This window comes from Streptomyces sp. NPDC052773, from assembly GCF_044547145.1.
GTDB lineage: Bacteria > Actinomycetota > Actinomycetes > Streptomycetales > Streptomycetaceae > Streptomyces.
The window spans coordinates 137,563-161,948 of sequence record NZ_JBITZX010000017.1 but is presented as its reverse complement, the minus strand read 5'-3'; the positions used below and the strand labels follow the sequence as shown (position 1 = coordinate 161,948).

Below are 24,386 nucleotides of genomic sequence, written 5' to 3'. Positions count from 1 at the left end.
CGCGGCCTCTTCCGCCGACCCTCTTTCGCCCGGCCCGCCTGAACCTCTTCCCGTCCCGCCCCCTTCCGCTACTCCCGCCCCACCAGCGTCAGCAACGTCGCCTCCGGCGGGCAGGCGAACCGTACGGGCGTGTAGCGGTTCGTTCCGCAGCCCGCCGAGACGTGGAGGTACGCCGTACGGCCTTCCGCGGTGTGCGTGGAGAGGCCCTTCACACGGTCGGTGTCCAGGTCGCAGTTGGTGACGAGGGCGCCGTAGAAGGGGATGCAGACCTGGCCGCCGTGGGTGTGGCCGGCCAGGATCAGGGGGTAGTCGTCGGCGGTGAAGGCGTCCAGGGAGCGCAGGTACGGGGCGTGCACCACGCCCATCGCGAAGTCGGCGGTGCCCGACGGGCCGCCCGCGACCTCCTCGTACCGGTCGCGCTTGATGTGCGGGTCGTCCAGGCCCGTCAGCTCCACCGAGACCCCGTCGATCTTCAGCGTGCCGCGGGTGTTGGTCAGGTTCAGCCAGCCGGCCGCGTCGAAGCCGTCCCGCAGGTTCTCCCACGGGTTGTGGATCGCGCCCACGGCCGGCGGGTTGCCGTTCAGACCGTGGCGGCCCTGGACCTTCTCGACCAGGTAGCGGGCGGGGTTGCGCAGCTTGGGGCCGTAGTAGTCGTTGGAGCCGAAGACGTACGCGCCCGGGAACTCCATCAGGGGGCCGAGCGCGTCCAGGACCTCGGGGACGCCCTCCGGGTCCGACAGGTTGTCGCCCGTGTTGATCACGAAGTCGGGGCGCAGGCCCGCCAGCGAGCGCAGCCACCGCTGCTTCTTGCGCTGGCCGCTCACCATGTGGATGTCGGAGACTTGGAGCACGCGCAGAGGGCGCATCCCGGCGGGGAGGACGGGGACCGTGACCCGTCGCAGTCGGAAGGAGCGGGCTTCGAAACCCGCCGAGTAGAGCAGTCCGGCGGCGCCAACCGCCGCGATTCCCAGGGGAACTCCGTATCGCGCGCGCATACGCCCATCGTGTCAGACCTGAGGGGCTGTCCGTACGCGGGCGTCGGCCACGGGAAATGGACGGGCGTCCCGTCGGCAACACCTGCGACAATCAAGCCCATGACCACGCTCAAGTCGAAGCTGCAGGAAGACCTCAACGCCGCGATCAAGGAGCGCGACGAGCTCCGCTCCTCGACGCTCCGGCTGACGCTCGCCGCGATCACCAAGGAGGAGGTCGCGGGCAAGGAGAAGCGCGACCTGTCCGACGACGAGGTGCTGAAGGTGATCACCCGCGAGGCCAAGAAGCGGCGGGAGGCGGCCGACGCGTTCGCGCAGGGCGGTCGGGCCGAGCAGGCCGAGCGGGAGAAGGCGGAGGGCGAGATCCTGGCCGCCTACCTGCCCAAGCAGCTCAGCGACGAGGAGCTGAACCGGATCGTCGCCCAGGCCGTGGAGGAGGCGAAGGCCGCCGGAGCCGAGGGGCCCCGGGCCATGGGCGCGGTCATGAAGATCGTCAACCCGAAGGTGGCCGGCCAGGCCGAGGGCGGGCGCGTCGCCGCCGCGGTGAAGCAGGCCCTCGCGGGCTGAAACCGCTGAGGCCTACGACGACGGGGGCGCCCCCCAGCGAGGAGGGCGCCCCCGTCGTCGTACCGCACCGGCGCTCTACGGCCAGTTGCCGCCGTTCCCGTTGCCGTTGCTCCCGCCGTTGCCGTTGCCCTGGAACCAGCCCTCGGGGATGGAGAAGGACGGTTCCGGCTCGGCGCCGCCGGTCGTACCGCCGGTCGTACCGCCGGTGGTGAGGCCCGCGATCAGGCCGCCGCCGTTCCCGTCGCCCCGGCCGTCCCCGTTGCCGTTGTCGTCGTCGCGGTCCTCGCCGCGGTCGCGGTCGCGGTCCCGGTCGCGGTCGCCGCCGTCGGGGATGTCGACGAGGCTGAAGGAGGGGGCCTCCTTGTCCGCCAGCGCGCCGGTCATGGCGTCGCGCCAGATCGGACCGGGCACCTCACCGCCGTAGACCTTGGAGTGCCACCGGCCGCCGATGGTGATGTCGACCATCTTGACCTGCTGGGTGTCGCTGCCGACCCAGACCGCGCCGGCCAGGTTCGGGGTGTAGCCGACGAACCAGGCGTTGCGGCGCTCGTCCGTCGTACCCGTCTTGCCGGCGCTCTCGCGGCTGGTGAGGCCGGCCTGCTGACCCGTACCGGAGTCGACCACGCCGCGCAGCAGGGTGTTGACGGTGTCCGCGGTCTTCTCGGACATGGCCCGCGAGCAGGTCGACTTCGGAACCGCCAGCGATTTCTGCTGGTCGCCGATCTTCTGCGTGATCGACTCGATCGCGATCGGCGTGCAGTACATGCCGCGCGCGGCGAACGCGGCGTACGCGGTCGCCATCGTCAGCGGGGTGATGCCCCGGGAGCCGAGGGAGATCGCCGGCACCTCCGGCAGCTTTTCGCCGTTGCCCTGCACCACGTCCAGCGCGTCGGTCATCTTCATCACCGGGCACAGGCCGATGTCGGAGATCATCTGGACGAAGTAGGTGTTGACCGACTTCGCCATCGCCTCCTTCAGCCGGTACGGGCCGACCTCGGACTCGTCCTCGTTCTCCACGCGGGCGCGCTCGGTGTTGACCCACGGCTTGCCGTCGCAGGTCTGGACGGGGCTCGGGTACTCCATGTCGTACGGCGACGAGTACTCCTGCGTCGGCGGGCGGCCCTCCTCCAGCGCCGCCGCCGCCACGAACGGCTTGAACGTCGAACCGGTCGGGAAGCCGTAGTTCGATCCGCCCATGTCGTGGCCGACCGAGTAGTTGATCTCGGTCTCGTTGTCGCCGTAGCCGAACGGCTTCGACTGGCCCATGCCGAGGATCTTGCCGGTGCCGGGCTCGACCAGGGTGACGGCCGCGGCGACGGAGTCGGACTGGTCGACGTGGTCGGAGAGCGAGTCCTGCACCGACTCCTGCGCCTGCGGGTCGAGGGTGGTGCGGATGGTCAGGCCGCCCTGGAACCAGAGCTTGGCCCGCTCCTCCTTCGTCTCGCCGAAGACCGGGTCGTTGAGGAAGACCTTCTCGACGTACTTGCAGAAGAAGCTGGCGCCCTTGACGGCGGTGATGCAGCCGTTCTTCGGGCGGCTGACGTCCAGGCCGAGCGGCTTCTTCTTGGCCTGGTCGGCGTCCGCCTGGGAGATGTCGCCGACGTCGGCCATGCGCTGCAGGACGACGTTACGGCGCTTGGTGGCCTCCGCCTCGTCGTTCACCGGGTCGTACCGGCTCGGGGACTGGACGATGCCGGCGAGGAGGGCGGCCTCTTCCAGGTTCAGGTCCTTGGCGTGCTTGGAGAAGTACCGCTGGGAGGCGGCCTCGACGCCGTAGGCCTGCTGACCGAAGAACGTGATGTTCAGGTAGTTCTCGAGGATCTTCTTCTTGCCCAGCTCCTCCTCGACCTGGATCGCGTACTTCAGCTCCTTGATCTTGCGGCCGAGGGTCTGCTGGGTGGCCTGCGCGACCTTCGTCGGGTCGTCGCCGGCCTCCTCCACGAAGACGTTCTTCACGTACTGCTGCGTCAGCGTCGAGGCGCCCTCCGCGACCTCGCCGCTCTGCGCGTTCTTGTTGAGGGCGCGCAGGACGCCCTTCAGGTCGATCGCGCCGTGCTGGTAGAAGCGGGCGTCCTCGATCGCGATGATCGCCTTCTGCATGTACGGCGAGATGTCCTTGAGCTCGACCACCGTGCGGTCGCGGGAGTAGACCGTCGCGAGGGTGTCGCCCTGTGCGTCGAGGATCGTGGTGCGCTGGCTCAGCGGCGGCGTCTTCATGTTGGCGGGGATCTCGTCGAATCCCTCGACCGTGCCCTTCGCCGCCAGCCCCAGCGCGCCGACGGCGGGCAGCGCGATGCCGGCCATGACGGCTCCCGCGAGCACACTGACACCGAGGAACTTGGCGGCCTGCTGCGTTGGCGACAGACCCCCGCCCGAGCGCTTCTTTGCCATGAGGGCAGCCTACGTTCTCATTCGCCGGACACGCGTATATGCCTTGGCCTAAGCTGCTCTCGACTGTCACAGCAGTGGGGCCACGTATCTATACGTCCGGTGACGGCGAAACGTTCCGGTACTGGTCCGGCGACTTCTCGGAGCGTTGCCCGACAGTGTGTTGGGGGCGTGTCCGAATCCGCCCTGTGTGTCACCTGGCGTCCGTTGTGGCGCAACTGAAACGTCCTGGATTGCCGGGATTGCCGCGCATGTCGCAGGCTCACTCCCCCGGGTGATCTGCCGCTTGCGCATAGTCCGTTCGGGCCATTCAAGATTGGGCCCGAAGGGGGTGTTGCGCTGTGCCCACGTTCCGTAACGTCCTCAACTGGCGGCGGTGAATATGCCGCTGCCGCCGTGGGGGAGCCTCGATTCGGGAGAGGACGGCGCCGGTATGGGCTGGGTAACCGACTGGAGTGCGCAGGCGGCCTGCCGCACTACCGATCCGGATGAACTGTTCGTTCAAGGAGCAGCGCAGAACAGGGCCAAGGCGGTGTGCACCGGATGTCCGGTGCGGACCGAGTGCCTGGCCGACGCGCTCGACAACCGCGTCGAGTTCGGCGTGTGGGGAGGGATGACGGAGCGCGAGCGCCGCGCACTGCTGCGCAGGCGGCCCACCGTGACCTCCTGGCGCCGGCTGCTGGAGACGGCTCGTACGGAGTACGAGCGGGGCGCCGGGCTGGTGCCTCTCGACGACGACCAGGTGTACGAGAACTACGCGGCGGTGAGCTGAGCGGGCCCTGCGGGGCTTTGACCGGCGGGGTTCGGGTGCCGTCGGTCGTGGGGCCCGGTGGAGACCCCTGCTCGGTGCTGTGTCTGGCCCCGGTGTCGTGGCGTCCGGTTTGTCGTTCGCCTGCTCTGGGTGGTGAGTAGGTGAGTGGTGTGCCGTCGACGCCAGGAGCCGCAGCGAGTCCACTCGTACGGCTCCCGCCTCACGTGCTCGGTCTCACACCCCCTCCGGCGCGTCTTCCGTCGGTTCCGCCGGGCGGTACGTGGCCAGCCGGTCTCCGATGGCCCGCAGTCCCGCGAGATCGTGTACGTCGCCGGGCAGCGCGGCCACTTCGGCCACCGCCACCTCGGGGTGGAGCGCGGTGAAGCGGTCACGGGTGCGCTGCTCACGGGCGATCAGCTGCATACGCTCGGCATGCAGCCTCAGCAGACGTGCGGTGAGGCGGTCGACGGACTGCTGCTCGTCGCTGCCTTCCTGGGGGGCGCGCTCGGGGTCCTCGGGGTCCAGAGCGGCGGGGGAGCCGTCGTCGGGAGCCGAACTGCCGTATGTGTCGGGAGAGTTACGAAGTCCAGCTTTCCCTCCCCCCTGATCCACAATGCGAGACTCCTCAAGATTTTCCGCGGCGGCGAGCGCCCGCTCGGCCGACAGCCGGCCGGCGTCGCTGCCGTGGACCCGGTTGAGCACCAGCCCGGCGAGCGGCATGTCCTCCGCGGCCAGCCGCTCCACGAAGTACGCGGCCTCCCGCAGCGCGTCCCGCTCCGGCGCCGCGACCACCAGGAACGCCGTCCCGGGCGCCTGGAGCAGCCGGTAGGTGGCGTCCGCGCGGGTGCGGAAACCGCCGAAGGTGGTGTCCATGGCGGCGACGAACGTCTGGACGTCCTTCAGCAGCTGACCGCCGAGCACCTTGCCCAGCGCGCCCGTCATCATCGACATGCCGACGTTCAGGAACTTCATCCCCGCGCGGCCACCCACCTTCGCGGGCGCCAGCAGCACGCGGATCAGCTTGCCGTCCAGGAAGGAGCCGAGCCGCTTGGGCGCGTCGAGGAAGTCCAGCGCGGAGCGCGACGGTGGTGTGTCGACGACGATGAGGTCCCACTCGTCCCGCGAGCGCAGCTGCCCCAGCTTCTCCATCGCCATGTACTCCTGCGTGCCCGCGAAGCCCGCCGAGAGCGACTGGTAGAAGGGGTTGTTCAGGATCGCGGCGGCCCGCTCGGGGTCCGCGTGCGCCTCGACGATCTCGTCGAAGGTGCGCTTCATGTCGAGCATCATCGCGTGCAGCTCGCCGTCGCCCTCGACGCCCTTCACCCGGCGCGGGGTGTTGTCGAGGGAGTCGATGCCCATGGACTGGGCGAGCCGGCGGGCCGGGTCGATGGTGAGGACGACGACCTTCCGGCCGCGTTCGGCGGCGCGCAGGCCCAGCGCCGCCGCCGTGGTCGTCTTGCCGACGCCGCCGGAGCCGCAGCAGACCACGATCCGGGTCTTCGGGTCGTCGAGCAGCGGGTCGACCTCGAGCACGCGCGCGGGGGCGAGGCGGTGGTGGGGCGGGGTGGGCTCCGGGCTCATGTCATCCCCTGCTTCCGCAGCTCGGTGGCGAGTTCGTACAGGCCCGCCAGGTCCATGCCCTCGGCGAGCAGCGGCAGTTCGTGCAGTGGCAGGCCCAGCTCGCCGAGGACTGCGCGCTGCTCGCGCTCCAGGGCGTACCGCTCGCCGTACTCCTCGGCCTGCGCCAGCAGCGGGTCGACCAGCCGTTCGGCGTGCTGGCCGCGGCGGGCGCCGCCGAGCCCGGCGGCCGACAGCGCGCGGGCGAGTTCGGGGCGCGCGACGGTGCGTACGCGCTCCAGGTCGGCCGCGTCGAGCAGCTCGGGCCGGACCATGTTGACGATGACCCGGCCCACCGGGAGCCGGGCCGCGCGCAGCTCGGCGATGCCGTCGGCGGTCTCCTGGACCGGCATCTCCTCCAGCAGCGTCACCAGGTGCACCGCGGTCTCCGCGGACTTCAGCACCCGCATCACGGCCTGCGCCTGATTGTGTATCGGACCGATCCTGGCGAGGCCGGCCACCTCGTCGTTGACGTTGAGGAAGCGGGTGATGCGGCCGGTGGGCGGCGCGTCCATGACGACGTAGTCGTAGACGAACCGGCCCGACTTGTCCTTGCGCCGGACCGCCTCGCAGGCCTTGCCGGTGAGGAGGACGTCCCTCAGGCCGGGCGCGATGGTGGTGGCGAAGTCGATGGCGCCGAGTTTCCTCAGGGCCCGTCCGGCGCTCCCCAGTTTGTAGAACATCTGGAGGTAGTCCAGAAGGGCCAGTTCGGGATCGATGGCGAGGGCGAACACCTCCCCGCCCCCGGGAGCGACGGCGATCTTCCGCTCCTCGTAGGGCAGCGCCTCCGTCTCGAATAGCTGTGCGATGCCCTGCCGACCCTCGACCTCGACGAGGAGCGTGCGCTTCCCCTCCGTGGCCAGGGCCAGCGCGAGGGCGGCGGCGACCGTCGTCTTTCCGGTCCCGCCCTTGCCGCTGACGACCTGGAGCCTGCTCACGCCTTCGAGCGTAACCAGTCCGCGCCCGGCCCAAGCGGGAGGCTGTGGACAACGTCCCTCCCGGCCGCCCGCGAGACCCTCCGGGAACAACGGCTACAGTCGCCCCATGACCAAGTGGGAATACGTGACTGTGCCGCTGCTCGTCCATGCCACGAAGCAGATTCTGGACACCTGGGGCGATCAGGGCTACGAGCTCGTGCAGGTCGTGCCCGGACCGAACAACCCCGAGCAGCTGGTGGCCTACCTGAAGCGGCCGAAGCCGGAGAACCCGGCGTGAGCGCGGTCGAGGCGAAGCTCGCGGAGCTGGGGCTGTCGCTGCCGGACGTCGTGCCGCCGCTGGCCGCCTACCAGCCGGCCGTGCAGTCCGGACCGTACGTGTACACCGCCGGCCAGCTGCCGATGGTGGACGGCAAGCTGCCCGTCACCGGCAAGGTCGGCGCCGAGGTCACGCCGGAGGAGGCCAAGGAGCTGGCCCGCACCTGCGCCCTCAACGCCCTGGCCGCCGTGAAGTCCGTCGCGGGCGACCTGGACCGCATCGCGCGCGTCGTGAAGGTCGTCGGCTTCGTGGCCTCGGCCGCCGACTTCACCGGCCAGCCGGGCGTCCTCAACGGCGCCAGCGAGCTGCTGGGCGAGGTCCTGGGCGACAAGGGCGTCCACGCGCGCAGCGCGGTCGGCGTGGCGGTGCTGCCGCTGGACGCGCCGGTGGAGGTCGAGATCCAGGTGGAGCTGACGCAGCCGTAACCGCCGCCCGGCGGAGGTGATCGTTTGCCTCTCGAACATGCGCGCGTGACGGGATAGCCTCCGGCCATGGCGAACGGTCAGTGGTACCCCCCTGAATGGCCGGAGCTCATCCGCGCGCTGACGGCCGGCACCCTCACCCCGGTGCGGCCGAAGCGCGCGGCCACGGTGATGCTCCTGAAGGACACCGACGGCGGCCCCGCCGTGCACATGCTGCGCAGACGCGCCTCCATGGCCTTCGCCGGGGGCGCGTACGCCTATCCGGGCGGCGGCGTCGACCCGCGGGACGGGGACACCCCCCTGCTCGAGCGGAGCCGGGAGCCCGGGGGAGAGGGCGGGGTCCGCTGGGCGGGGCCCACGCGCGCATGGTGGGCGGACCGGCTCGGCGTCGACGAGACGGGCGCCCAGGCGATCGTCTGCGCCGCCGTCCGGGAGACCTTCGAGGAGGCGGGCGTCCTGCTGGCCGGGCCCACCCCGGACACCGTCGTCGGCGACACCACCGGCGACGACTGGGAGGCGGACCGCGCGGCGCTCGTCGCCCGTGACCTGTCGTTCGCCGAGTTCCTGGACCGGCGCGGCCTCGTGCTGCGCTCCGATCTGCTGGGCGCGTGGACCCGCTGGATCACCCCCGAGTTCGAGCCCCGCCGCTACGACACCTGGTTCTTCGTCGCCGCCCTCCCCGAGGGCCAGCGCACCCGCAACGCCTCCTCGGAGGCCGACCGCGCGGTGTGGATCCGGCCCGCGGACGCGGCGGCGGCCTACGACAAGGGCGAGCTGCTGATGATGCCGCCCACCATCGCCACCCTGCGCCAGCTGACGCCGTACGGCACGGCTGCCGAGGCGCTGGCCGCCGCACCGGCCCGGGACCTCGCTCCCGTCCTCGCACAGGCCCGTCTGGAGGGCGGGGAGATCGTGCTGTCCTGGCCGGGGCACGACGAGTTCACCAAGCACATCCCGACCGGGGGAGGCCCGGCATGACCGACGCAAGCGCGCTTCCCGGCCAGCCGCGCGGTGGGGTCCTCTCCGGCCCGGCCACCGCGCGGGCGGTCAACGTCCTCGCGCCCAACCCGTCCGCGATGACCCTGGACGGCACCAACACCTGGATCCTGTCGGAACCCGACTCCGACCTCGCCGTCGTGGTCGACCCGGGCCCGCTGGACGAGGGGCATCTCCAGCGCGTCGTCGACACCGCCGAGCAGGCGGGCAAGCGGGTCGCGCTGACCCTGCTGACCCACGGCCACCCCGACCACGCGGAGGGCGCCGCCCGCTTCGCCGAGCTGACCGGCACGCGCGTGCGTGCCCTCGATCCGGCGCTGCGGCTCGGCGACGAGGGGCTGGCCGCCGGGGACGTGATCCGCGTGGGCGGCCTGGAGCTGCGGGTCGTGCCGACGCCCGGCCACACCTCGGACTCGCTCAGCTTCCACCTCCCGGCCGACCGGGCGGTCCTGACGGGCGACACGATCCTCGGCCGCGGCACGACGTTCGTGGCCCACCCCGACGGCCGCCTCGGCGACTATCTGGACTCCCTGCGCCGCCTGAGGTCCCTCACGGTCGACGACGGCGTCCACACCGTCCTGCCGGGCCACGGCCCCGTCCTGGACGACGCCCAGGGCGCCGTCGAGTACTACCTCGCCCACCGCGCCCACCGCCTCGCCCAGGTCGAGACGGCCGTCGAGGACGGCTACCGCACGGCCGCGGAGGTCGTCGCCCACGTCTACGCCGACGTGGACCGCTCCCTGTGGCCGGCGGCGGAGCTGTCGGTGCGGGCGCAGCTCGAGTACCTGGAGGAGCACGGGCTCATCTAGGCGGTGTCTCGTCGATCAGGCGGATCGGCGAGCGGCGTCCGGCACCGCGCGGTGCGTGCGTACGGCGACGGGGTCCCGCCTCGTAAGGAAGCGGGACCCCGTCGTCGTAGAGGTCCGAAAGGCCGGTGTCAGCGCGAGCGCTTCGCCAGGCGTTCGACGTCCAGGAGGATCACCGCGCGGGCCTCCAGGCGGAGCCAGCCGCGCTGGGCGAAGTCGGCGAGCGCCTTGTTGACCGTCTCGCGGGAGGCACCGACGAGCTGGGCCAGCTCCTCCTGGGTGAGGTCGTGGACGACGTGGATGCCCTCCTCCGACTGCACGCCGAAGCGGCGGGAGAGGTCCAGCAGGGCGCGCGCGACACGGCCCGGCACGTCGGAGAAGACCAGGTCGGACATGGCGTCGTTGGTCTTGCGCAGGCGGCGGGCGACGGCGCGCAGCAGCGCGGCGGCCACCTCGGGGCGCGCGTTCAGCCAAGGCTGGAGGTCGCCGTGGCCGAGGCCGAGCAGCTTCACCTCGGTGAGCGCGGTGGCGGTCGCGGTGCGCGGGCCCGGGTCGAACAGCGACAGCTCGCCGATCAGCTCACCGGGGCCGACCACCGCGAGCATGTTCTCGCGGCCGTCGGGCGAGGTGCGGTGGAGCTTGACCTTGCCCTCGGTGACCACGTAGAGCCGGTCGCCCGGGTCGCCCTCGTGGAACAGGGAATCACCCCGCGCGAGGGTCACCTCACTCATGGAGGCACGCAGCTCCGCGGCCTGCTCGTCGTCGAGCGCCGCGAAGAGCGGATTTCGCCGCAGAACGTCGTCCACGAGTTCTCTCCTTGTCGACCTGCTCAGGGGATCTTGCTCCCCCTTGTACCAGGGGACCGTGGTGCCCATTTTGCCGGACGGTCCAAACAGTGTGATCTGTCACAAGGATGCCGCACTGGTGTCCCGGGGTAAGCGGCAGGGGTCCAATTGGGCGCCGATCTTCCGGGTCCCGGGCGGATGTCAGTGCCGGGTCGTAGGCTGGCCGAGTGTCCAAATCGCCGGTGAGAGCACAGGCCGAGGGGGCTGCGCGGGTGGTTGTACGTCGCGATTCCGCTGTGGGCGAACAGGCGTCCGGCGGTGAGAGAAAAACGACAAAAGCGACAAAGAAGGCAGCTGTGAAGAAGTCGGCCCCGGCGAGGAAGGCCGCGTCCGCGAAGCAGGCCGAGCCCGCGAAGCAGGCCGCGTCCACGGCGAAGGCCGAGCCCGCCGGGAAGCCGGCCGCGGCGAAGAGGGCCGCCCCTGCGAAGAAGACCGCGTCCGCCGAGAAGACCGCGCCTGCGAGGAAGACCGCTCCCGCCACGAGGACCGCGCCCGCCAAGAAGGCCGTGACCTCGAAGAAGTCCCCGGCCAAGCGGAGCGCGAAGGCCGCCGCGAAGACCGGTCCCATCAGGAAGGCCACGGTGAAGAAGGCCGAGATCGCCCCGAAGAAGGCCACCGCCGCCGTCGAGAAGGCCCCGCCCGCGAAGACGATCTCGCCGAAGCCGCCCCGCGCGGAGTCCCGCACCGCTCTGGTCCGCCGCGCCCGCCGGATCAACCGGGAACTCGCCGAGGTCTATCCGTACGCCCACCCGGAGCTGGACTTCGAGAACCCCTTCCAGCTGCTGGTCGCCACGGTGCTCTCCGCCCAGACCACCGACCTGCGCGTCAACCAGACCACGCCCGCGCTGTTCGCCAAGTACCCCACCCCCGAGGACCTGGCCGCCGCCAACCCGGAGGAGGTCGAGGAGATCCTGCGGCCCTGCGGGTTCTTCCGCGCCAAGACCAGGTCCGTCATAGGGCTGTCCAAGGCGCTGACGGAGGAGTTCGGCGGCGAGGTCCCCGGCAGCCTGGAGGACCTCGTCAAGCTGCCCGGCGTCGGCCGCAAGACCGCCTTCGTCGTCCTCGGCAACGCCTTCGGCCACCCCGGCATCACCGTCGACACGCACTTCCAGCGGCTCGTACGGCGCTGGCAGTGGACCGACGAGACCGACCCCGACAAGATCGAGGCCGCCGTCGGCGCGCTCTTCCCGAAGAGCGACTGGACGGACCTCTCGCACCACGTCATCTGGCACGGCCGCCGCATCTGCCACGCCCGCAAGCCCGCCTGCGGCGCCTGCCCCATCGCCCCGCTCTGCCCGGCGTACGGCGAGGGCGAGACGGACCCGGATAAGGCGAAGAAGCTGCTGAAGTACGAGAAGGGCGGCCTTCCCGGCCAGCGCCTCAACCCCCCGCAGGCCTACCTGGACGCGGGCGGCAGGCCGGCTCCGCCGCTGGGGGCGGCCGGGTGAGGAGGACTCGACGGAACGATCCCGGGCACCCCGGGCGTTGGAAACGGCAGGACGACGGGGGTGGGGATGAGCCGGGCGAGTGAGACGCGGAGCGGAGCCGTGGTGGTCAGCAAGGAGGGGCTGCCGGGCTGGCTGGATCCGGTGGTGCGCGCGGCCGAGACCGTGGAGCCGCTCCAGCTGAGCCGCTTCCTGCCGCCGGAGGACGGCGCGGGCCGCCAGTCCGCCGTCCTGGTCCTGTTCGGTGAGGGCGACCGGGGCCCGGAGCTGCTGCTGATGGAGCGCGCCGGCAACCTGCGCTCACACGCCGGGCAGCCGTCCTTCCCGGGCGGCGCCCTGGACCCGGAGGACGGCGATCCGCAGGGCGACGGACCGCTGCGGGCGGCGCTGCGCGAGGCCGAGGAGGAGACCGGGCTCGACCCGGCCGGCGTCCAGGTCTTCGGCGTGCTCCCGAAGCTGTACATCCCGGTCAGCGGCTTCGTCGTGACCCCGGTGCTGGGCTGGTGGCGCGAGCGCAGCGCGGTCGGCGTCGTGGACCCGGCGGAGACCGCGCGGGTGTTCACCGTCCCCGTGGCGGATCTCACGGACCCCGACAACCGCGCGACCGCCGTCCACCCCAGAGGACACCGGGGTCCGGCATTTCTGGTCGAATCGGCCCTGGTGTGGGGTTTCACCGCCGGAATCATCGACCGGCTGCTGCACTACGCCGGCTGGGAACGCCCCTGGGACCGGGACAGGCTGGTCCCGCTCGACTGGCGCGCATGACAGGGTGGCCCACGTGCTGTGTTTTTCCGGGGGACGGTGTGCCCGCCTGCCGTGCGGCGGCGGGCCGCGCCCCCGGCCGAGTCGGCGGGACCGGAGAGTGAAGAGGCGAGGCCTGAATCGGTGAACGTGCTGGACATCCTGTTGCTGGTCGCTGCCGTGTGGTTCGCGATCGTCGGCTATCGCCAGGGTTTCGTCGTCGGCATCCTGTCGGTGATCGGCTTCCTGGGCGGCGGCCTCGTCGCCGTCTACGCGCTACCCGTGATCTGGGACGCGCTCACCGACAACGCGGAGGTGAGCACGACCGCCGCCGTCGTCGCGGTGGTCGTCGTGATCGTCTGCGCCTCCGTGGGCCAGGCCCTGACCACCCACCTCGGCAACAAGCTGCGCCGGTACATCACCTGGTCCCCGGCCCGCGCCCTGGACGCCACCGGCGGCGCCCTGGTCAACGTGGCCGCGATGCTGCTGGTCGCCTGGCTGATCGGCTCCGCCCTCGCGGGCACCACGCTGCCCACGCTCGGCAAGGAGGTCCGCAACTCCAAGGTGCTGCTCGGCGTCTCCCGCGCGCTGCCCGCGCAGGCCGACACCTGGTTCGCGGACTTCTCCTCGGTGCTCGCGCAGAACGGCTTCCCGCAAGTGTTCAGCCCGTTCGCCAACGAGCCCATCACCGACGTACGGCCGCCCGACCCGGCGCTCGCCGGCAGTCCGGTCGCCGCCCGCGCCCAGCGCTCCATCGTCAAGGTGGTGGGCACCGCGCAGAGCTGCGGCAAGGTCCTGGAGGGCACCGGCTTCGTCTTCGCCGAGCGCCGGGTGATGACCAACGCGCACGTCGTCGGCGGCGTCGACGAACCCACCGTGCAGATAGGCGGCGAGGGCAAGCGGTACGACGCCACGGTCGTGCTCTACGACTGGGAGCGCGACATCGCCGTGCTCGACGTGCCCGACCTCGACGCGCCCGTCCTGAAGTTCACCGACGAGGACGCGTCGAGCGGCGACAACGCGATCGTCGCGGGCTTCCCGGAGAACGGCGCGTACGACGTGCGCGCGGCGCGGGTGCGGGGCCGTATCACCGCCAACGGCCCGGACATCTACCACCGCGGCACGGTCCGCCGCGACGTGTACTCGCTGTACGCGACCGTCCGCCAGGGCAACTCCGGCGGCCCGCTGCTCACCCCCGAGGGCGAGGTCTACGGCGTGGTGTTCGCGAAGTCGCTGGACGACGCCGAGACGGGCTACGCGCTGACCGTGGACGAGATCCGGGAGGACATCACCGCGGGGCGGACGGCCAATCAGCAGGTGGGTACGGACAGCTGCGCGCTGTGAGGCGCGCGGCGGGTCACCCGCGGGGGTGACGCAGCCGCACCGAGACCCAGCGGGCCCGGCGGCGCAGAATGCGCGGGATGCCCACCCGCGGGTCGCTCGCCGCGAGTTGCGGCGCACCCCGCTGGGGGGAGCTCAGGGCGCTGCCCGAGCGGCGGTTGCGTGCTGCTGCGTCACTGTAGTCGTGCGTCCAGCCCATACCCCGACGTCTGCCCCCGCCCCAAGGTCGATAACCGCCTCGGAGACGGCCAATTGGCCTATGCGCGGGGCATGTGGCCGCTTCCCGGACAGACGTTCCCCTCCGGATACCGGCCGCGTCGGCACGATCACGCACAGACGCCGCCGGACGGGCCGTCACCGACCGCGAAACGGCGTCACCGACCGCGAAACGGCGTCACCGGGCGGCGCTCGGGCGGCTTCACCGGTCCGGTTCGGGATCCTTCAGCCAGTTGATCAGCTCGTTGGAGAACGCCACGGGGTCCTCCTCGTGCGGGAAGTGGCCGAGGCCGTCGAACAGCCGCCAGCGGTACGGGGCTTCGACGTACTCGCCGGAGCCGGCCGCGCTGCGGGTGCGCATCACCGGGTCGAGGGAGCCGTGCAGATGGAGCGTCGGCACCCGCACCGGCCGCTTCATGCGCCGGTTGAACTGGAAGCCGTCGGGGCGGGCGAGGGAGCGGACCATCCAGCGGTACGGCTCGACGGAGCAGTGGGCGGTGGACGGGATGCACATCGCGCGCTGGTACGTGCGTACCGCCTCGTCGTCCGGCAGCCGCGGCCCGGACCAGTCCCGGATGAGCCGCCCGACCAGCGCCCCGCCGTCCGCGACGAGCTGCCGCTCGGGGATCCATGGCCGCTGGAAGCCCCAGATGTAGGAGCCGGCGGCGGTCTGCTTGGGGTCGGAGAGCATCGCCGAGCGCCAGCGCCGCGGATGCGGCATCGACGCCACCGCGAGGCGCCGTACCAGCTTGGGCCGCATCACGGCCGCCGTCCACGCCAGATAGCCGCCCAGGTCGTGCCCGACCAGCGCGGCGTCCGGCTCGCCCAGCGAGCGGACGACGCCGGTGATGTCGAGGGCGAGGTTGGCCGGGTCGTAGCCGCGCGGGGTGCGGTCGCTGCCGCCGACGCCGCGCAGGTCCATGGCGACGGCCCGGAAACCCGCCTCGGCGAGCGCCACCAGCTGGTGCCGCCAGGTCCACCAGAACTGCGGGAAGCCGTGCACCAGCATCACCAGCGGCCCGTCGCCCAGCTCGGCGATGTGGAAGCGGGCGCCGTTCGCGGCCACGTCCCGGTGGATCACTTCATGGCCGCCGGGCAGGTCGAGCCGTACGACCGAGGCCGGCTGGGCCGAAGGAGTGTCGGGTTCCGTCATGACGACGAGCGTGCCACAGGCTCGATGGCCTCGGGCACGCGGTCCGCGGGCAGCTCGGGCCGCGGGTGGGGCTTGGCCTTCTGCAGCACGCCCGCGGTCTCCTTCACGGACGCGGCGACCTTCTGCGGGCCGCGGCCCTTCTTCGCCTTCTTCGCGAAGACGACACCGATCAGCGCGAGGAGGCCGGCGACGAGCACGTTGGCCGCGAACGACAGCAGGAAGCAGACCGCGAGGTTCCAGTCGGTCCAGGTCCGAATGCCGTAGGCGAGCGCGAAGTTGAGCATCGGCAGCGAGAACAGCAGGAGCACCCCGGCCGCCATGAAGGCACCGCCGCTGGTCACACCCCGCTTGACGTCCCGTCGGAGCTGCGCCTTGGCCAGTGCGATCTCGTCGTGCACCAGCGCGGACAATTCGGTCGTCGCCGTGGCGAACAGCTGGCCGATGCTGCGTTCGGCGCCGACCGGGCTGCCGTCGGGTGCGCTCATCGCGGGTCTCCCTCTTCTGCCTGACGGGTGACGGTTCCCGTCGTTCGTACCGTCTCGTCAGATCATGCCGGACCGTCGTTCTCCTCGCCTGCCCCGCCCGCTACTTCCGCAACCGCGTGGCGCGCGGCGGCCTTCTCCCGGGCGAGCCTGCGGTGTTCGGCGGCCCTGCGCTCGTGGATGGCGGCCATGCGGAGGTGGTACTCCGGGTCGTCCTGCTCGTAGATGTCCGGAATGCCGTCGAGGTCGTCGTCGCGCTCCTCCGCCTCCCACATCCTGCGGTACTTGGCGTTCCGTAGCTTCAGCAGCACCGTGGCCAGCATCGCCGCGAGCAGGGAGCCGGTCAGTACGGCGGCCTTGACCTCGCCGGTGAGCGCCGCGTCCCCCTCGAACGCCAGCTCGCCGATGAGCAGCGACACGGTGAAGCCGATGCCGGCCAGGGTCGCCACCGCGAACACGTCCGGCCAGGCGAGGTCGTCGCTGAGCGAGGCTCGGGTGAAACGTGCCGTCAGCCAGGTCCCGCCGAAGATGCCGAGCGTCTTGCCGACCACCAGGCCCAGCACCACGCCCAGCGTCTCGGGCTGGGTGAAGACGTCGGCCAGTGCCCCGCCGGACACCGGCACACCGGCGCTGAACAGGGCGAACAACGGCACGGCCAGGCCGGCCGAGAGCGGCCGTACGAGGTGTTCGATGTGCCCGCCGGGGGAGTGCCGTTCACCCTCACGGGTGGTGCAGCGCAGCATGAGTCCCATCGCGACACCGGCGATGGTGGCGTGGATGCCGCTGTTGTACATCAGCGCCCAGATGACCAGCGCCAGCGGGACGTACACGTACCACCCGCGTACGCCCTTGCGCAGCAGCAGCCAGAAGACGGCGAGGCCGACGACGGCGCCGCCGAGGGCGGCGAAGTTCAGGGTGTCGGTGAAGAAGACCGCGATGATCAGGATGGCGAACAGGTCGTCGACGACGGCGAGGGTCAGCAGGAAGGCGCGCAGGGCGCTCGGCAGCGAGGTGCCGATCACTGCGAGCACGGCGAGGGCGAAGGCGATGTCGGTCGCCGTGGGGACCGCCCAGCCGGCCAGGGAGCCGCCGCCCGCGGTGTTGGTCAGGACGTAGACCAGCGCCGGCGCGGCCATGCCGCACAGCGCGGCGACGACCGGGAGGGCGGCGGCCTTGGGGTCGCGCAGATCACCGGCGACGAGTTCGCGCTTGAGCTCGATGCCCGCGACGAAGAAGAAGATCGCGAGCAGTCCGTCGGCGGCCCAGTGCGCGACGGACAGGTCCAGGCCGAGGGCGGCCGGGCCGATGTGGAAGTGGCTGACCGCCTCGTAGCTGTCGTGCAGCGCGGGGACGTTCGCCCAGACCAGGGCGGCTGTCGCGGCCACCAGCAGCAGGACGCCGCCGACCGTCTCGGTGCGCAGCGCGTCCGCGACGAAGGTCCGCTCGGGGAGGGACAGCCGGCCGAGGGCCTTGCGGGGGGTGTGGGGCGCGGACACGGGGGACCTCCGGTGGGTGGGCAGCATGGAACGCTTGCCGACCAGACTTCCCGGCGCACCTGTTTGTTTAGATTAGCTAATAATAGTGACAGTGGTCACCTGGGTCCACCCTAGACGCGGCAAGGGTGCCCGGCACACTCGGCGCCGGGCACCCCGCACGGTGACGCGGTCACTGGTGACGCGGTCAGAGATGACGCGGTCAGTGGTGACGCGGTCGTGATGACGCGGTCAGTCCTCGCTGGGCGCCGCCGGGAGCTTCGCCTGGATGAGCTGCATGACACTGCTGTCGGTAAGGGTGGTGACATCGCCCAGGGCCCTGTTCTCGGCGACGTCGCGCAGCAGGCGGCGCATGATCTTGCCGGAGCGGGTCTTCGGCAGCTCGGCCACCGGCAGGATCCGCTTCGGCTTGGCGATCGGGCCGAGCGTGGCGCCCACGTGGTTGCGCAGCTCCGCGACCAGGTCCTCGGTCTCCGCCGCCGTACCGCGCAGGATCACGAACGCGACGATCGCCTGGCCGGTGGTCTCGTCCGCCGCGCCGACCACGGCCGCCTCGGCGACCGACGGGTGCGAGACGAGCGCGGACTCGACCTCGGTGGTGGAGATGTTGTGGCCGGAGACGAGCATGACGTCGTCGACCCGGCCGAGCAGCCAGATGTCGCCGTCGTCGTCCTTCTTCGCGCCGTCGCCCGCGAAGTACTTGCCCTCGAAGCGCGACCAGTAGGTGTCGATGAACCGCTGGTCGTCGCCCCAGATGGTGCGCAGCATCGACGGCCACGGCTCGGTGAGGACCAGGTAGCCACCGCCACCGTTGGGCACCTCGCCCGCCTCGTCGTCCACGACGGTCGCGGAGATGCCGGGCAGCGGCGTCTGCGCGGACCCGGGCTTGGTCTCCGTCACACCCGGCAGCGGCGAGATCATCATCGCGCCGGTCTCGGTCTGCCACCAGGTGTCCACGATCGGGGTCCGGTCCGCGCCGATGTGCTTGCGGTACCAGATCCACGCCTCGGGGTTGATGGGCTCGCCGACCGAGCCGAGGATGCGCAGGCTGGACAGGTCGAACTTGGCGGGGATGTCGTCGCCCCACTTCATGAACGTACGGATCGCCGTGGGCGCCGTGTAGAGGATCGTGACCTTGTACTTCTGCACGATCTCCCAGAAGCGGCCCTGGTGCGGGGTGTCCGGCGTGCCCTCGTACATGACCTGCGTCGCGCCGTTGGCCAGCGGGCCGTAGACGATGTACGAGTGTCCGGTGACCCAGCCGACGTCGGCCGTGCACCAGTAGACGTCCGTCTCCGGCTTGAGGTCGAAGACCGCGTGGTGGGTGTACGCCGCCTGGGTGAGGTAGCCGCCGGAGGTGTGCAGGATGCCCTTCGGCTTACCCGTCGTGCCCGAGGTGTAGAGGATGAACAGCGGGTGCTCGGCGTTGAACGCCTCGGGCGTGTGCTCGGCGCTCTGCCGCCCGACGACGTCGTGCCACCACACGTCCCGGCCCTCGGTGAAGGCGACCTCCTGACCGGTACGGCGGACCACCAGCACGTGCTCGACGTTGTCCACCTTGCCCAGCGCCTCGTCCACGGCGGGCTTCAGCGCGGACGGCTTGCCCCGCCGGTAGCCGCCGTCGGCCGTGATGACGACCTTGGCGTCGGCGTCCTGGATACGGGTCGCGAGCGCGTCCGAGGAGAAGCCGCCGAAGACCACCGAGTGCGCGGCGCCGATGCGGGCGCAGGCCAGCATGGCGATGGCCGTCTCCGGGATCATGGGCATGTAGACGGCGACCCGGTCGCCCTTCTGCACGCCCAGCTCCAGCAGGGCGTTCGCGGCCTTGGACACCTCGTCCTTCAGCTCGGCGTAGGTGATCGCGCGGCTGTCGCCGGGCTCGCCCTCGAAGTGGATGGCGACGCGGTCGCCGTGGCCGGCCTCGACATGGCGGTCGACGCAGTTGTACGCGACGTTCAGCTCGCCGTCCTTGAACCACTTGGCGAACGGCGGGTTCGACCAGTCCAGCGTCTCGGTCGGTTCCTTGGCCCAGGTCAGCCGTCGGGCCTGCTCGGCCCAGAAGCCGAGCCTGTCAGCCTTGGCCTGTTCATACGCCTCCGCGGTGACGTTGGCGTTCGCTGCCAGGTCGGCGGGGGGTGCGAACCTGCGCTCTTCCTTGAGCAGGTTGGCCAGGCTTTCGTTGCTCACGACATCTCCCTTTCCCAGGGTGTCCGTTGTGTCCCAGGCCACAGCTCATCAGACCCGGGGGGCCGATGACAAGGGTCGTCGGGGAATTGGTTTAGACCTGTGGGGTGGCTGATGAGGTGGTTCGACTGGGGTGACTGTCTGCGGTGTTCGTCTGCGGTGTTCGTCTGCGGGGTCCGGCTCTGGGGTCCGGCTGTGTTCCTCGTCTGCGGTGGTCATCCGTACCCACGGACGCGGCGGGAGCGAAGTTCAGGGGCTGTAACGCCTTTCACACGTGCGGCCAAGTACGGGTGAGGCACTTACCGTGCGCGACCCGACGAGAGGGGAACACACTGTGGACGGCATACGGGGCGGGCCCGCGGCGGCGGTCCGCGATCCCCAGCTCTTCGAGGAGTTCTACCGCCGCCACGTGGACGCCGTGACCTCCTTCGTGGCCCGGCGTGTCCGCGACGCCCACACGGTCGCCGACCTGACGGCCGAGGTGTTCCTCGCGGTCCTCGACTCCGCCCACACCTACCGGCCCGGCCTCGGCAGCGAACGGGCCTGGCTCTACGGCATCGCCCGCAACGTCGTCTCGTCCGAGCACCGGCGCCTCGCCCGCGAGACCCGGCGCGACCAGCGGATCTCCGGCCGGCGGCTGCTGGAGCCCGACGACATCGCCCGTCTGGAGGACAAGCTCGACGCCGAGTCCGCGGGCCGGCGCGCCCTCGCCGCGCTGGAACGGCTGCCGGAGGGCGAGCGGGCCCTGCTGGAGCTGATCGCGGTCGACCAGCTCACCGTCACCGAGGCCGCCGCCGCGCTGGGCATCCGCCAGGTGACGGCACGCGTCCGGCTGCACCGGGCGCGCAAGGCGCTGCGGGCGGTGCGCGGGGTGGCGGTGGGCGAGCCCGCCGACGCGCCGCGCGGCACGTCGTCCCTGACCTACACCACGTCGTACGCCACCGGAGGAAACGGGGGAGAGGCATGACCACCAGCGACACCACGGGCACGAACTTCGAGGACCGGCTGCTTGCGGAACTGCACCGCGAGATCGACCGGCGCACGAGCGAGACGAGTGAGCCCGCCGCCGTCCCGGCACCCGGACCCGTGTCCGTGTCCGTGCCCGCACCGGGCCGCCGTCGTACGGCCCTCACCGCGCCGAGACTCGGCCTCGTCGCCCTGGCCTGCGCCGCCGTCGCGGGCGCGTGGGTGCTGATGCCGGGATCCCCGGCCGAGACCCCGGCCTACGCGGTCGAGGCGCACCCGGACGGGACCGTGACCGTCACGGTGAACGACATCGGACTCGGCGGCACCCTCCAGGAAGGACTCGCCGAACGGCTGGAGGAGCAGGGCATCCACGTGGCCGTGGACGACGTGCCCAATGGCTACGAGTGCACCCACCCGAGGGGGAAGACGATCCGGGGCCACTTCGACCGCAGCGGCGGCGAGGGCCCGATCTGGGAGATCACTCTGCGGCGCGGCGACTCCCTGGCCTTCGAGAAGGTCGGACAGCGCCGGCCGGACGGGAGCATCCAGCGGGTCGTCAGTTTCTACGGCGTGCGCGGCCGGATCGCCCCGTGCGATCCCGTGCCCGCCGCCCCGGAGCCCCGCCCGGCGGAGCCGGAGCCGTCCGGCCTCCGCTGAGCGGGACTTGGGCTAGGGGGTGCCGGGGTCGGGGCGGCTGAGGCGGCGTCAGGCCGGGCTGCGCAGGTCCTCGGCCTCGGCCACGTGGTCGAAGACCTCCGCACCGGACGCCTCGGTGAGCAGATAGGCCTGTGCCTCGCCCACGTGGAAGTACATCCCGTGCAGCTCCAGCGCGCCCTCGCGCAGGGCGCGGGCCACCGACTCGTGGGCGCGCAGGTGTTCCAGCTGCTGGACGATGTTGGTCAGGGAGAGCTGCTCGACCGCGTCGGCCGGGCGCCGCCCGGCGAGCCGCGCCCAGGGCCGGCTCTCGTCGGCCATCCGCTCCACGCTCGGCAGCCCGTGCCGCAGCCAGCGCTTGAGCGGTGTCTGCGCGCCGCCGGGTTCGGAGCTGAGCAGGGCCTGCATCGCCCCGCACCCGGAGTGCCCGCACACGGTGATGTGCCGCACCTTCAGGACGTCCACCGCGTACTCGATGGCCGCCGCCACCGAGTCGTCACCGCTCTCCTCGCCGGGCAGCGGCACCAGGTTGCCCACGTTGCGGACCACGAAGAGGTCTCCGGGACCGCTGGACGTGATCATCGAGGTGACGAGCCGGGAGTCGGCGCAGGTGAGGAACAGCTGCACCGGCCGCTGACCCTCCCGCGCCAGCCGGGCCAGCTCACCGCGCACCAGCGGGGCGGTTCTGCGCTGGAACGTGCTGATACCGCGGGCGAGTTGGTGACCACCGGTGCGGGTGCTCACGCCGGTCGCGGTGGTGGTGCGAGCGGGGGGATCGGGGGTGGTGGGGGTGGCTGGGGCGTCCTGGGTGCGCGGTTCGGTGAGGATGCCGGAGTCGGCGGACGTGCCGGGGGTGTCCGGTCGGCCTGGGGCAGCGGGAGCGCCGCCGGGGATGTCGGGTCGGCGGCTCTCGGGGGCGCTTTCAGGCCCGTCGGTGCATTGAGGACCGTTGGCACTTTCGTGCCCGTTGGCGCCTTTGTGCCCGCTGGACGCACCCTGGTCCGTCGGGCCGTTCGAGTCCGGGGTGCCTGTCGGCCTCTGCGAGCCCTCCATGCCCTGCCAGGCCTCCAATCGGTCCGGACCACCGCGGCCGTCCGCCTCTTCGGCCGGGCCGCCCGGGCCCGCGCCCTCACCGGCACCCGACGCCTCCTCGGGCCCCGGACGCTCCCACTCGCACTGGTGGTTGCGCCACGGTGTCCACGGACGGCACCGGCAGTCGCCGGAGTTCGCCGCGTCCGCCGTCTCCGCTCCGGCCGGGTCCTCCGCGGGGGCGCCCGGTTCGGCGATACGGATCCCGGCGCGGCGGCCGGTGAGCTGGACGGTGCCGCCCTGCGCGGTGTGCGTGTTCTGCCAGTCCTGCAGGGTCTCGAACGCCGCGTGGTCCATGAAGGAGCCGTCCAGCTCCACGACGACGTCGGTGCCTTGCGGGACGAGGTGCAGGACCCGGCTCAGCCGGGGCACGGCGAGGAACGTCAACTGGCCTCTGACCTGGACGTGATGGACTCCTTCCTCCTCCGTGTGCGTGATGCGGGTGCGGGTCAGGCGGTGCAGGGCGACGGCGACGGCCACGGCGATGCCGAGGGCGACGCCTTCCAGGACGCCGAACAGCACCACGCCGAGGGTGGTGACGGCGTACACCAGCACCTCACGGTGGCGGGTCACCGTACGGATGTGGTTCAGGGAGACCATCTGGATGCCGACGGCCATCACCAGGGCGGCGAGCGAGGCCAGCGGGATGAGCTCCAGCAGCGGGATGAGCAGCAGCGAGGCGACTACCACGAGAGCGCCGTGGAGCATCGTGGAGTTCCTGCTCACCGCGCCCGCGTTCACGTTCGCCGTGCTGCGCACCGCCACGCCCGCGACCGGCAGTCCGCCGAGGCTGCCGGAGACGATGTTCGCGGCGCCCTGGCCGAGCAGTTCGCGGTTCAGGTCGGAGCGCGGCACCCGGCCGGTGAGGCCGGGGCGGGCGGCGGCCAGCTTGTCCGTGGCGACGGCGCCGAGCAGCGACTGCACGCTGCACACCAGCGTGGTGGTGAGTACGGCGGCGATCAGGCCGAGCACCGGGCCCTCGGGGAGTCCGGCCAGCGCGTGGTTGTTCCACGTCGGCAGCTCCACCTTGGGCAGCGTGAGGCCGACGAGCGAGGCGGTCGCCGTGGCTCCGGCGACGGCGATCAGCGGCGCCGGCGCCTTGCGCAGGACCTGTCCGGCCCGGCCGGGCAGCCTTGGCCAGAGGAAGAGCAGGGCCAGGGTGAGCGCGCTCGTCGACAGCGCGGCGGGGTGCAGGTCCGCCAGCTGGGCGGGCAGGGCGCGCAGGTTGTCGAGTACGGCGCTCTGCGGGGTGCCGCCCAGGACGATGTGCAGCTGGGCCATGGCGATGGTGACGCCGATGCCGGCGAGCATGCCGTGCACGATGGCGGGGCTGACCGCCAGGGCGGTGCGTGCCACGCGCAGACAGCCGAGGCCCAGCTGGGCCAGGCCGGCGAGGACGGTGATGGCGCAGGTCGTCCGCCATCCGTAGAGGTGGATGAGGTCGGCGGTGACGACCGTGAGCCCCGCGGCGGGGCCGCTCACCTGGAGCGGGCAGCCGCCGAGCCGGCCGACGACGATACCGCCGACGGCGGCGGCCACGAGTCCCGCCTGGAGCGGCGCCCCCGTGGCGAGGGCGATGCCGAGGGACAGCGGCAGGGCGATCAGGAAGACCGCGATGGAGGCCGACACATCGGCTCCGGCGATCCGGAAGCGCCGCGGGCGCCGGGCCGGCGGGCTGTGCGGCTGGTGGTCGCGGTTCGACTGGTGGGGGTCGGTGGCGCGTGTGGGGACGCAGGCTGACATTTTTCCCGTCTCCTCCGGGCAGCGGTCGCGGAACAGGTCGGTCCCGCCGGGCGGCGGGTCGGTCGCGGCCGTGAGTCACGGCGTGCAGCGGCGGGATGAATCAACTCTCAGTAAACGAATCGTAATCAAGGGTAAAGGGCAGGCATGGAGTTTCCGGGCAAATGGGTCACTAAATCACTCCGGAGAGTGAACTGAACCTTTGACCGGCTTGTCGTACTAATTCCTTCTCGGCCCCGTGCGA

The 24,386-nt window shown here is 71.6% G+C and carries 22 protein-coding genes; 11 read left to right on the top strand and 11 right to left on the bottom strand.

What is annotated here, in order from left to right; genetic code table 11:
- Window positions 1-68: 68 nt before the first annotated feature.
- Window positions 69-995 carry a metallophosphoesterase gene (locus ACIG0D_RS30260; protein WP_399807103.1) on the bottom strand — a complete coding sequence of 309 codons (927 nt, stop codon included), beginning with the start codon at window positions 993-995 and terminating at the stop codon, window positions 69-71.
- A 99-nt stretch (window positions 996-1,094) separates the two neighbouring features.
- Between ACIG0D_RS30260 and ACIG0D_RS30255 the strand changes: the two genes are divergently transcribed.
- A complete protein-coding gene (locus tag ACIG0D_RS30255) occupies window positions 1,095-1,559 on the top strand; it encodes a GatB/YqeY domain-containing protein (RefSeq protein ID WP_399807101.1) in 465 nt (154 codons plus the stop codon).
- A 75-nt stretch (window positions 1,560-1,634) separates the two neighbouring features.
- Here ACIG0D_RS30255 and ACIG0D_RS30250 read toward each other — a convergent pair whose 3' ends face one another.
- Complete coding sequence (locus ACIG0D_RS30250; protein WP_399807098.1) at window positions 1,635-3,950, bottom strand: transglycosylase domain-containing protein; 2,316 nt, start codon at window positions 3,948-3,950, stop codon at window positions 1,635-1,637.
- Window positions 3,951-4,380: 430 nt separating this feature from the next.
- Here ACIG0D_RS30250 and wblA point away from each other — a divergent pair, with 430 nt between their 5' ends.
- On the top strand, window positions 4,381-4,719 hold the full coding sequence (gene wblA / locus ACIG0D_RS30245) for a transcriptional regulator WblA (RefSeq protein ID WP_063608098.1): 339 nt from the start codon (window positions 4,381-4,383) through the stop codon (window positions 4,717-4,719).
- A gap of 213 nt (window positions 4,720-4,932) precedes the next feature.
- On the opposite strand, the gene ACIG0D_RS30240 is transcribed toward wblA, so the two are convergent.
- Window positions 4,933-6,279: an ArsA family ATPase gene (locus tag ACIG0D_RS30240; RefSeq protein ID WP_399807095.1), complete on the bottom strand. Its 1,347-nt coding sequence runs from the start codon at window positions 6,277-6,279 to the stop codon at window positions 4,933-4,935.
- On the bottom strand, window positions 6,276-7,253 hold the full coding sequence (locus ACIG0D_RS30235; protein WP_399807093.1) for an ArsA family ATPase: 978 nt from the start codon (window positions 7,251-7,253) through the stop codon (window positions 6,276-6,278). The genes ACIG0D_RS30240 and ACIG0D_RS30235 overlap by 4 nt, the downstream gene beginning before the upstream one ends.
- Window positions 7,254-7,359: 106 nt before the next feature.
- Here ACIG0D_RS30235 and ACIG0D_RS30230 point away from each other — a divergent pair, with 106 nt between their 5' ends.
- The 4 genes from ACIG0D_RS30230 to ACIG0D_RS30215 all read left to right on the top strand — a co-directional run bounded on the left by ACIG0D_RS30230 (window position 7,360) and on the right by ACIG0D_RS30215 (window position 9,796).
- The gene (locus tag ACIG0D_RS30230) at window positions 7,360-7,530 is read left to right on the top strand and encodes a hypothetical protein (protein ID WP_399807090.1); all 171 of its coding nucleotides are present in this window, start codon (window positions 7,360-7,362) and stop codon (window positions 7,528-7,530) included.
- Complete coding sequence (locus ACIG0D_RS30225) at window positions 7,527-7,994, top strand: RidA family protein (protein ID WP_166000932.1); 468 nt, start codon at window positions 7,527-7,529, stop codon at window positions 7,992-7,994. Before ACIG0D_RS30230 ends, ACIG0D_RS30225 begins: the two co-directional genes overlap by 4 nt.
- A gap of 66 nt (window positions 7,995-8,060) precedes the next feature.
- Window positions 8,061-8,969: an NUDIX hydrolase gene (locus ACIG0D_RS30220; protein ID WP_399807086.1), complete on the top strand. Its 909-nt coding sequence runs from the start codon at window positions 8,061-8,063 to the stop codon at window positions 8,967-8,969.
- A complete protein-coding gene (locus ACIG0D_RS30215; protein WP_365760738.1) occupies window positions 8,966-9,796 on the top strand; it encodes an MBL fold metallo-hydrolase in 831 nt (276 codons plus the stop codon). Before ACIG0D_RS30220 ends, ACIG0D_RS30215 begins: the two co-directional genes overlap by 4 nt.
- Window positions 9,797-9,924: 128 nt before the next feature.
- Here the strand turns inward: ACIG0D_RS30215 and ACIG0D_RS30210 are convergent, their stop codons facing one another.
- Window positions 9,925-10,599, bottom strand: coding sequence for a Crp/Fnr family transcriptional regulator (locus ACIG0D_RS30210; RefSeq protein WP_029382547.1), 675 nt, complete (start codon window positions 10,597-10,599; stop codon window positions 9,925-9,927).
- Between the two features lie 335 nt (window positions 10,600-10,934).
- On the opposite strand from ACIG0D_RS30210, the gene nth reads away from it, so the two are divergent.
- From nth to ACIG0D_RS30195, 3 genes are all read left to right on the top strand, one after another.
- Window positions 10,935-12,086, top strand: a complete 1,152-nt coding sequence (nth, locus tag ACIG0D_RS30205; RefSeq protein WP_399807083.1) for an endonuclease III — start codon at window positions 10,935-10,937, stop codon at window positions 12,084-12,086.
- Window positions 12,087-12,152: 66 nt separating this feature from the next.
- Window positions 12,153-12,848 carry an NUDIX hydrolase gene (locus ACIG0D_RS30200; protein ID WP_399807081.1) on the top strand — a complete coding sequence of 232 codons (696 nt, stop codon included), beginning with the start codon at window positions 12,153-12,155 and terminating at the stop codon, window positions 12,846-12,848.
- A 120-nt stretch (window positions 12,849-12,968) separates the two neighbouring features.
- Window positions 12,969-14,168: a MarP family serine protease gene (locus tag ACIG0D_RS30195; RefSeq protein WP_365760734.1), complete on the top strand. Its 1,200-nt coding sequence runs from the start codon at window positions 12,969-12,971 to the stop codon at window positions 14,166-14,168.
- A gap of 13 nt (window positions 14,169-14,181) precedes the next feature.
- Here the strand turns inward: ACIG0D_RS30195 and ACIG0D_RS30190 are convergent, their stop codons facing one another.
- The 5 genes from ACIG0D_RS30190 to acs form a co-directional block, all read right to left on the bottom strand.
- Window positions 14,182-14,364 (bottom strand): hypothetical protein, encoded by a 183-nt coding sequence (locus ACIG0D_RS30190; RefSeq protein ID WP_399807078.1) that lies wholly within the window; start codon window positions 14,362-14,364, stop codon window positions 14,182-14,184.
- A 219-nt stretch (window positions 14,365-14,583) separates the two neighbouring features.
- Window positions 14,584-15,534: an alpha/beta hydrolase gene (locus tag ACIG0D_RS30185; RefSeq protein WP_365760730.1), complete on the bottom strand. Its 951-nt coding sequence runs from the start codon at window positions 15,532-15,534 to the stop codon at window positions 14,584-14,586.
- Window positions 15,531-16,019, bottom strand: coding sequence for a phage holin family protein (locus ACIG0D_RS30180; protein ID WP_399807074.1), 489 nt, complete (start codon window positions 16,017-16,019; stop codon window positions 15,531-15,533). Before ACIG0D_RS30180 ends, ACIG0D_RS30185 begins: the two co-directional genes overlap by 4 nt.
- Window positions 16,020-16,081: 62 nt before the next feature.
- Entirely contained in the window at window positions 16,082-17,512 is a 1,431-nt protein-coding gene (nhaA, locus tag ACIG0D_RS30175; protein ID WP_399807072.1) for a Na+/H+ antiporter NhaA, read from the bottom strand.
- A gap of 228 nt (window positions 17,513-17,740) precedes the next feature.
- Window positions 17,741-19,696, bottom strand: coding sequence for an acetate--CoA ligase (gene acs / locus ACIG0D_RS30170; protein ID WP_399807070.1), 1,956 nt, complete (start codon window positions 19,694-19,696; stop codon window positions 17,741-17,743).
- A 331-nt stretch (window positions 19,697-20,027) separates the two neighbouring features.
- Here acs and ACIG0D_RS30165 point away from each other — a divergent pair, with 331 nt between their 5' ends.
- Window positions 20,028-20,660 carry an RNA polymerase sigma factor gene (locus tag ACIG0D_RS30165; protein ID WP_399807067.1) on the top strand — a complete coding sequence of 211 codons (633 nt, stop codon included), beginning with the start codon at window positions 20,028-20,030 and terminating at the stop codon, window positions 20,658-20,660.
- Window positions 20,657-21,316, top strand: coding sequence for a hypothetical protein (locus tag ACIG0D_RS30160; protein ID WP_399807064.1), 660 nt, complete (start codon window positions 20,657-20,659; stop codon window positions 21,314-21,316). Before ACIG0D_RS30165 ends, ACIG0D_RS30160 begins: the two co-directional genes overlap by 4 nt.
- A 48-nt stretch (window positions 21,317-21,364) precedes the next feature.
- On the opposite strand, the gene ACIG0D_RS30155 is transcribed toward ACIG0D_RS30160, so the two are convergent.
- Window positions 21,365-24,145 carry a bifunctional SulP family inorganic anion transporter/carbonic anhydrase gene (locus ACIG0D_RS30155; RefSeq protein WP_399807061.1) on the bottom strand — a complete coding sequence of 927 codons (2,781 nt, stop codon included), beginning with the start codon at window positions 24,143-24,145 and terminating at the stop codon, window positions 21,365-21,367.
- Window positions 24,146-24,386 lie beyond the last annotated feature (241 nt).

What these genes read in the sequence shown, in the direction of transcription:
- ACIG0D_RS30260 (WP_399807103.1), bottom strand. Translation starts at nt 995, where the DNA reads ATGCGCGCGCGATACGGAGTTCCCCTGGGAATCGCGGCGGTTGGCGCC.
- ACIG0D_RS30255 (WP_399807101.1), top strand. Translation starts at nt 1,095, where the DNA reads ATGACCACGCTCAAGTCGAAGCTGCAGGAAGACCTCAACGCCGCGATC.
- ACIG0D_RS30250 (WP_399807098.1), bottom strand. Translation starts at nt 3,950, where the DNA reads ATGGCAAAGAAGCGCTCGGGCGGGGGTCTGTCGCCAACGCAGCAGGCC.
- wblA (WP_063608098.1), top strand. Translation starts at nt 4,381, where the DNA reads ATGGGCTGGGTAACCGACTGGAGTGCGCAGGCGGCCTGCCGCACTACC.
- ACIG0D_RS30240 (WP_399807095.1), bottom strand. Translation starts at nt 6,279, where the DNA reads ATGAGCCCGGAGCCCACCCCGCCCCACCACCGCCTCGCCCCCGCGCGC.
- ACIG0D_RS30230 (WP_399807090.1), top strand. Translation starts at nt 7,360, where the DNA reads ATGACCAAGTGGGAATACGTGACTGTGCCGCTGCTCGTCCATGCCACG.
- ACIG0D_RS30220 (WP_399807086.1), top strand. Translation starts at nt 8,061, where the DNA reads ATGGCGAACGGTCAGTGGTACCCCCCTGAATGGCCGGAGCTCATCCGC.
- ACIG0D_RS30215 (WP_365760738.1), top strand. Translation starts at nt 8,966, where the DNA reads ATGACCGACGCAAGCGCGCTTCCCGGCCAGCCGCGCGGTGGGGTCCTC.
- ACIG0D_RS30200 (WP_399807081.1), top strand. Translation starts at nt 12,153, where the DNA reads ATGAGCCGGGCGAGTGAGACGCGGAGCGGAGCCGTGGTGGTCAGCAAG.
- ACIG0D_RS30190 (WP_399807078.1), bottom strand. Translation starts at nt 14,364, where the DNA reads ATGGGCTGGACGCACGACTACAGTGACGCAGCAGCACGCAACCGCCGC.
- ACIG0D_RS30185 (WP_365760730.1), bottom strand. Translation starts at nt 15,534, where the DNA reads ATGACGGAACCCGACACTCCTTCGGCCCAGCCGGCCTCGGTCGTACGG.
- ACIG0D_RS30180 (WP_399807074.1), bottom strand. Translation starts at nt 16,019, where the DNA reads ATGAGCGCACCCGACGGCAGCCCGGTCGGCGCCGAACGCAGCATCGGC.
- ACIG0D_RS30160 (WP_399807064.1), top strand. Translation starts at nt 20,657, where the DNA reads ATGACCACCAGCGACACCACGGGCACGAACTTCGAGGACCGGCTGCTT.
- ACIG0D_RS30155 (WP_399807061.1), bottom strand. Translation starts at nt 24,145, where the DNA reads ATGTCAGCCTGCGTCCCCACACGCGCCACCGACCCCCACCAGTCGAAC.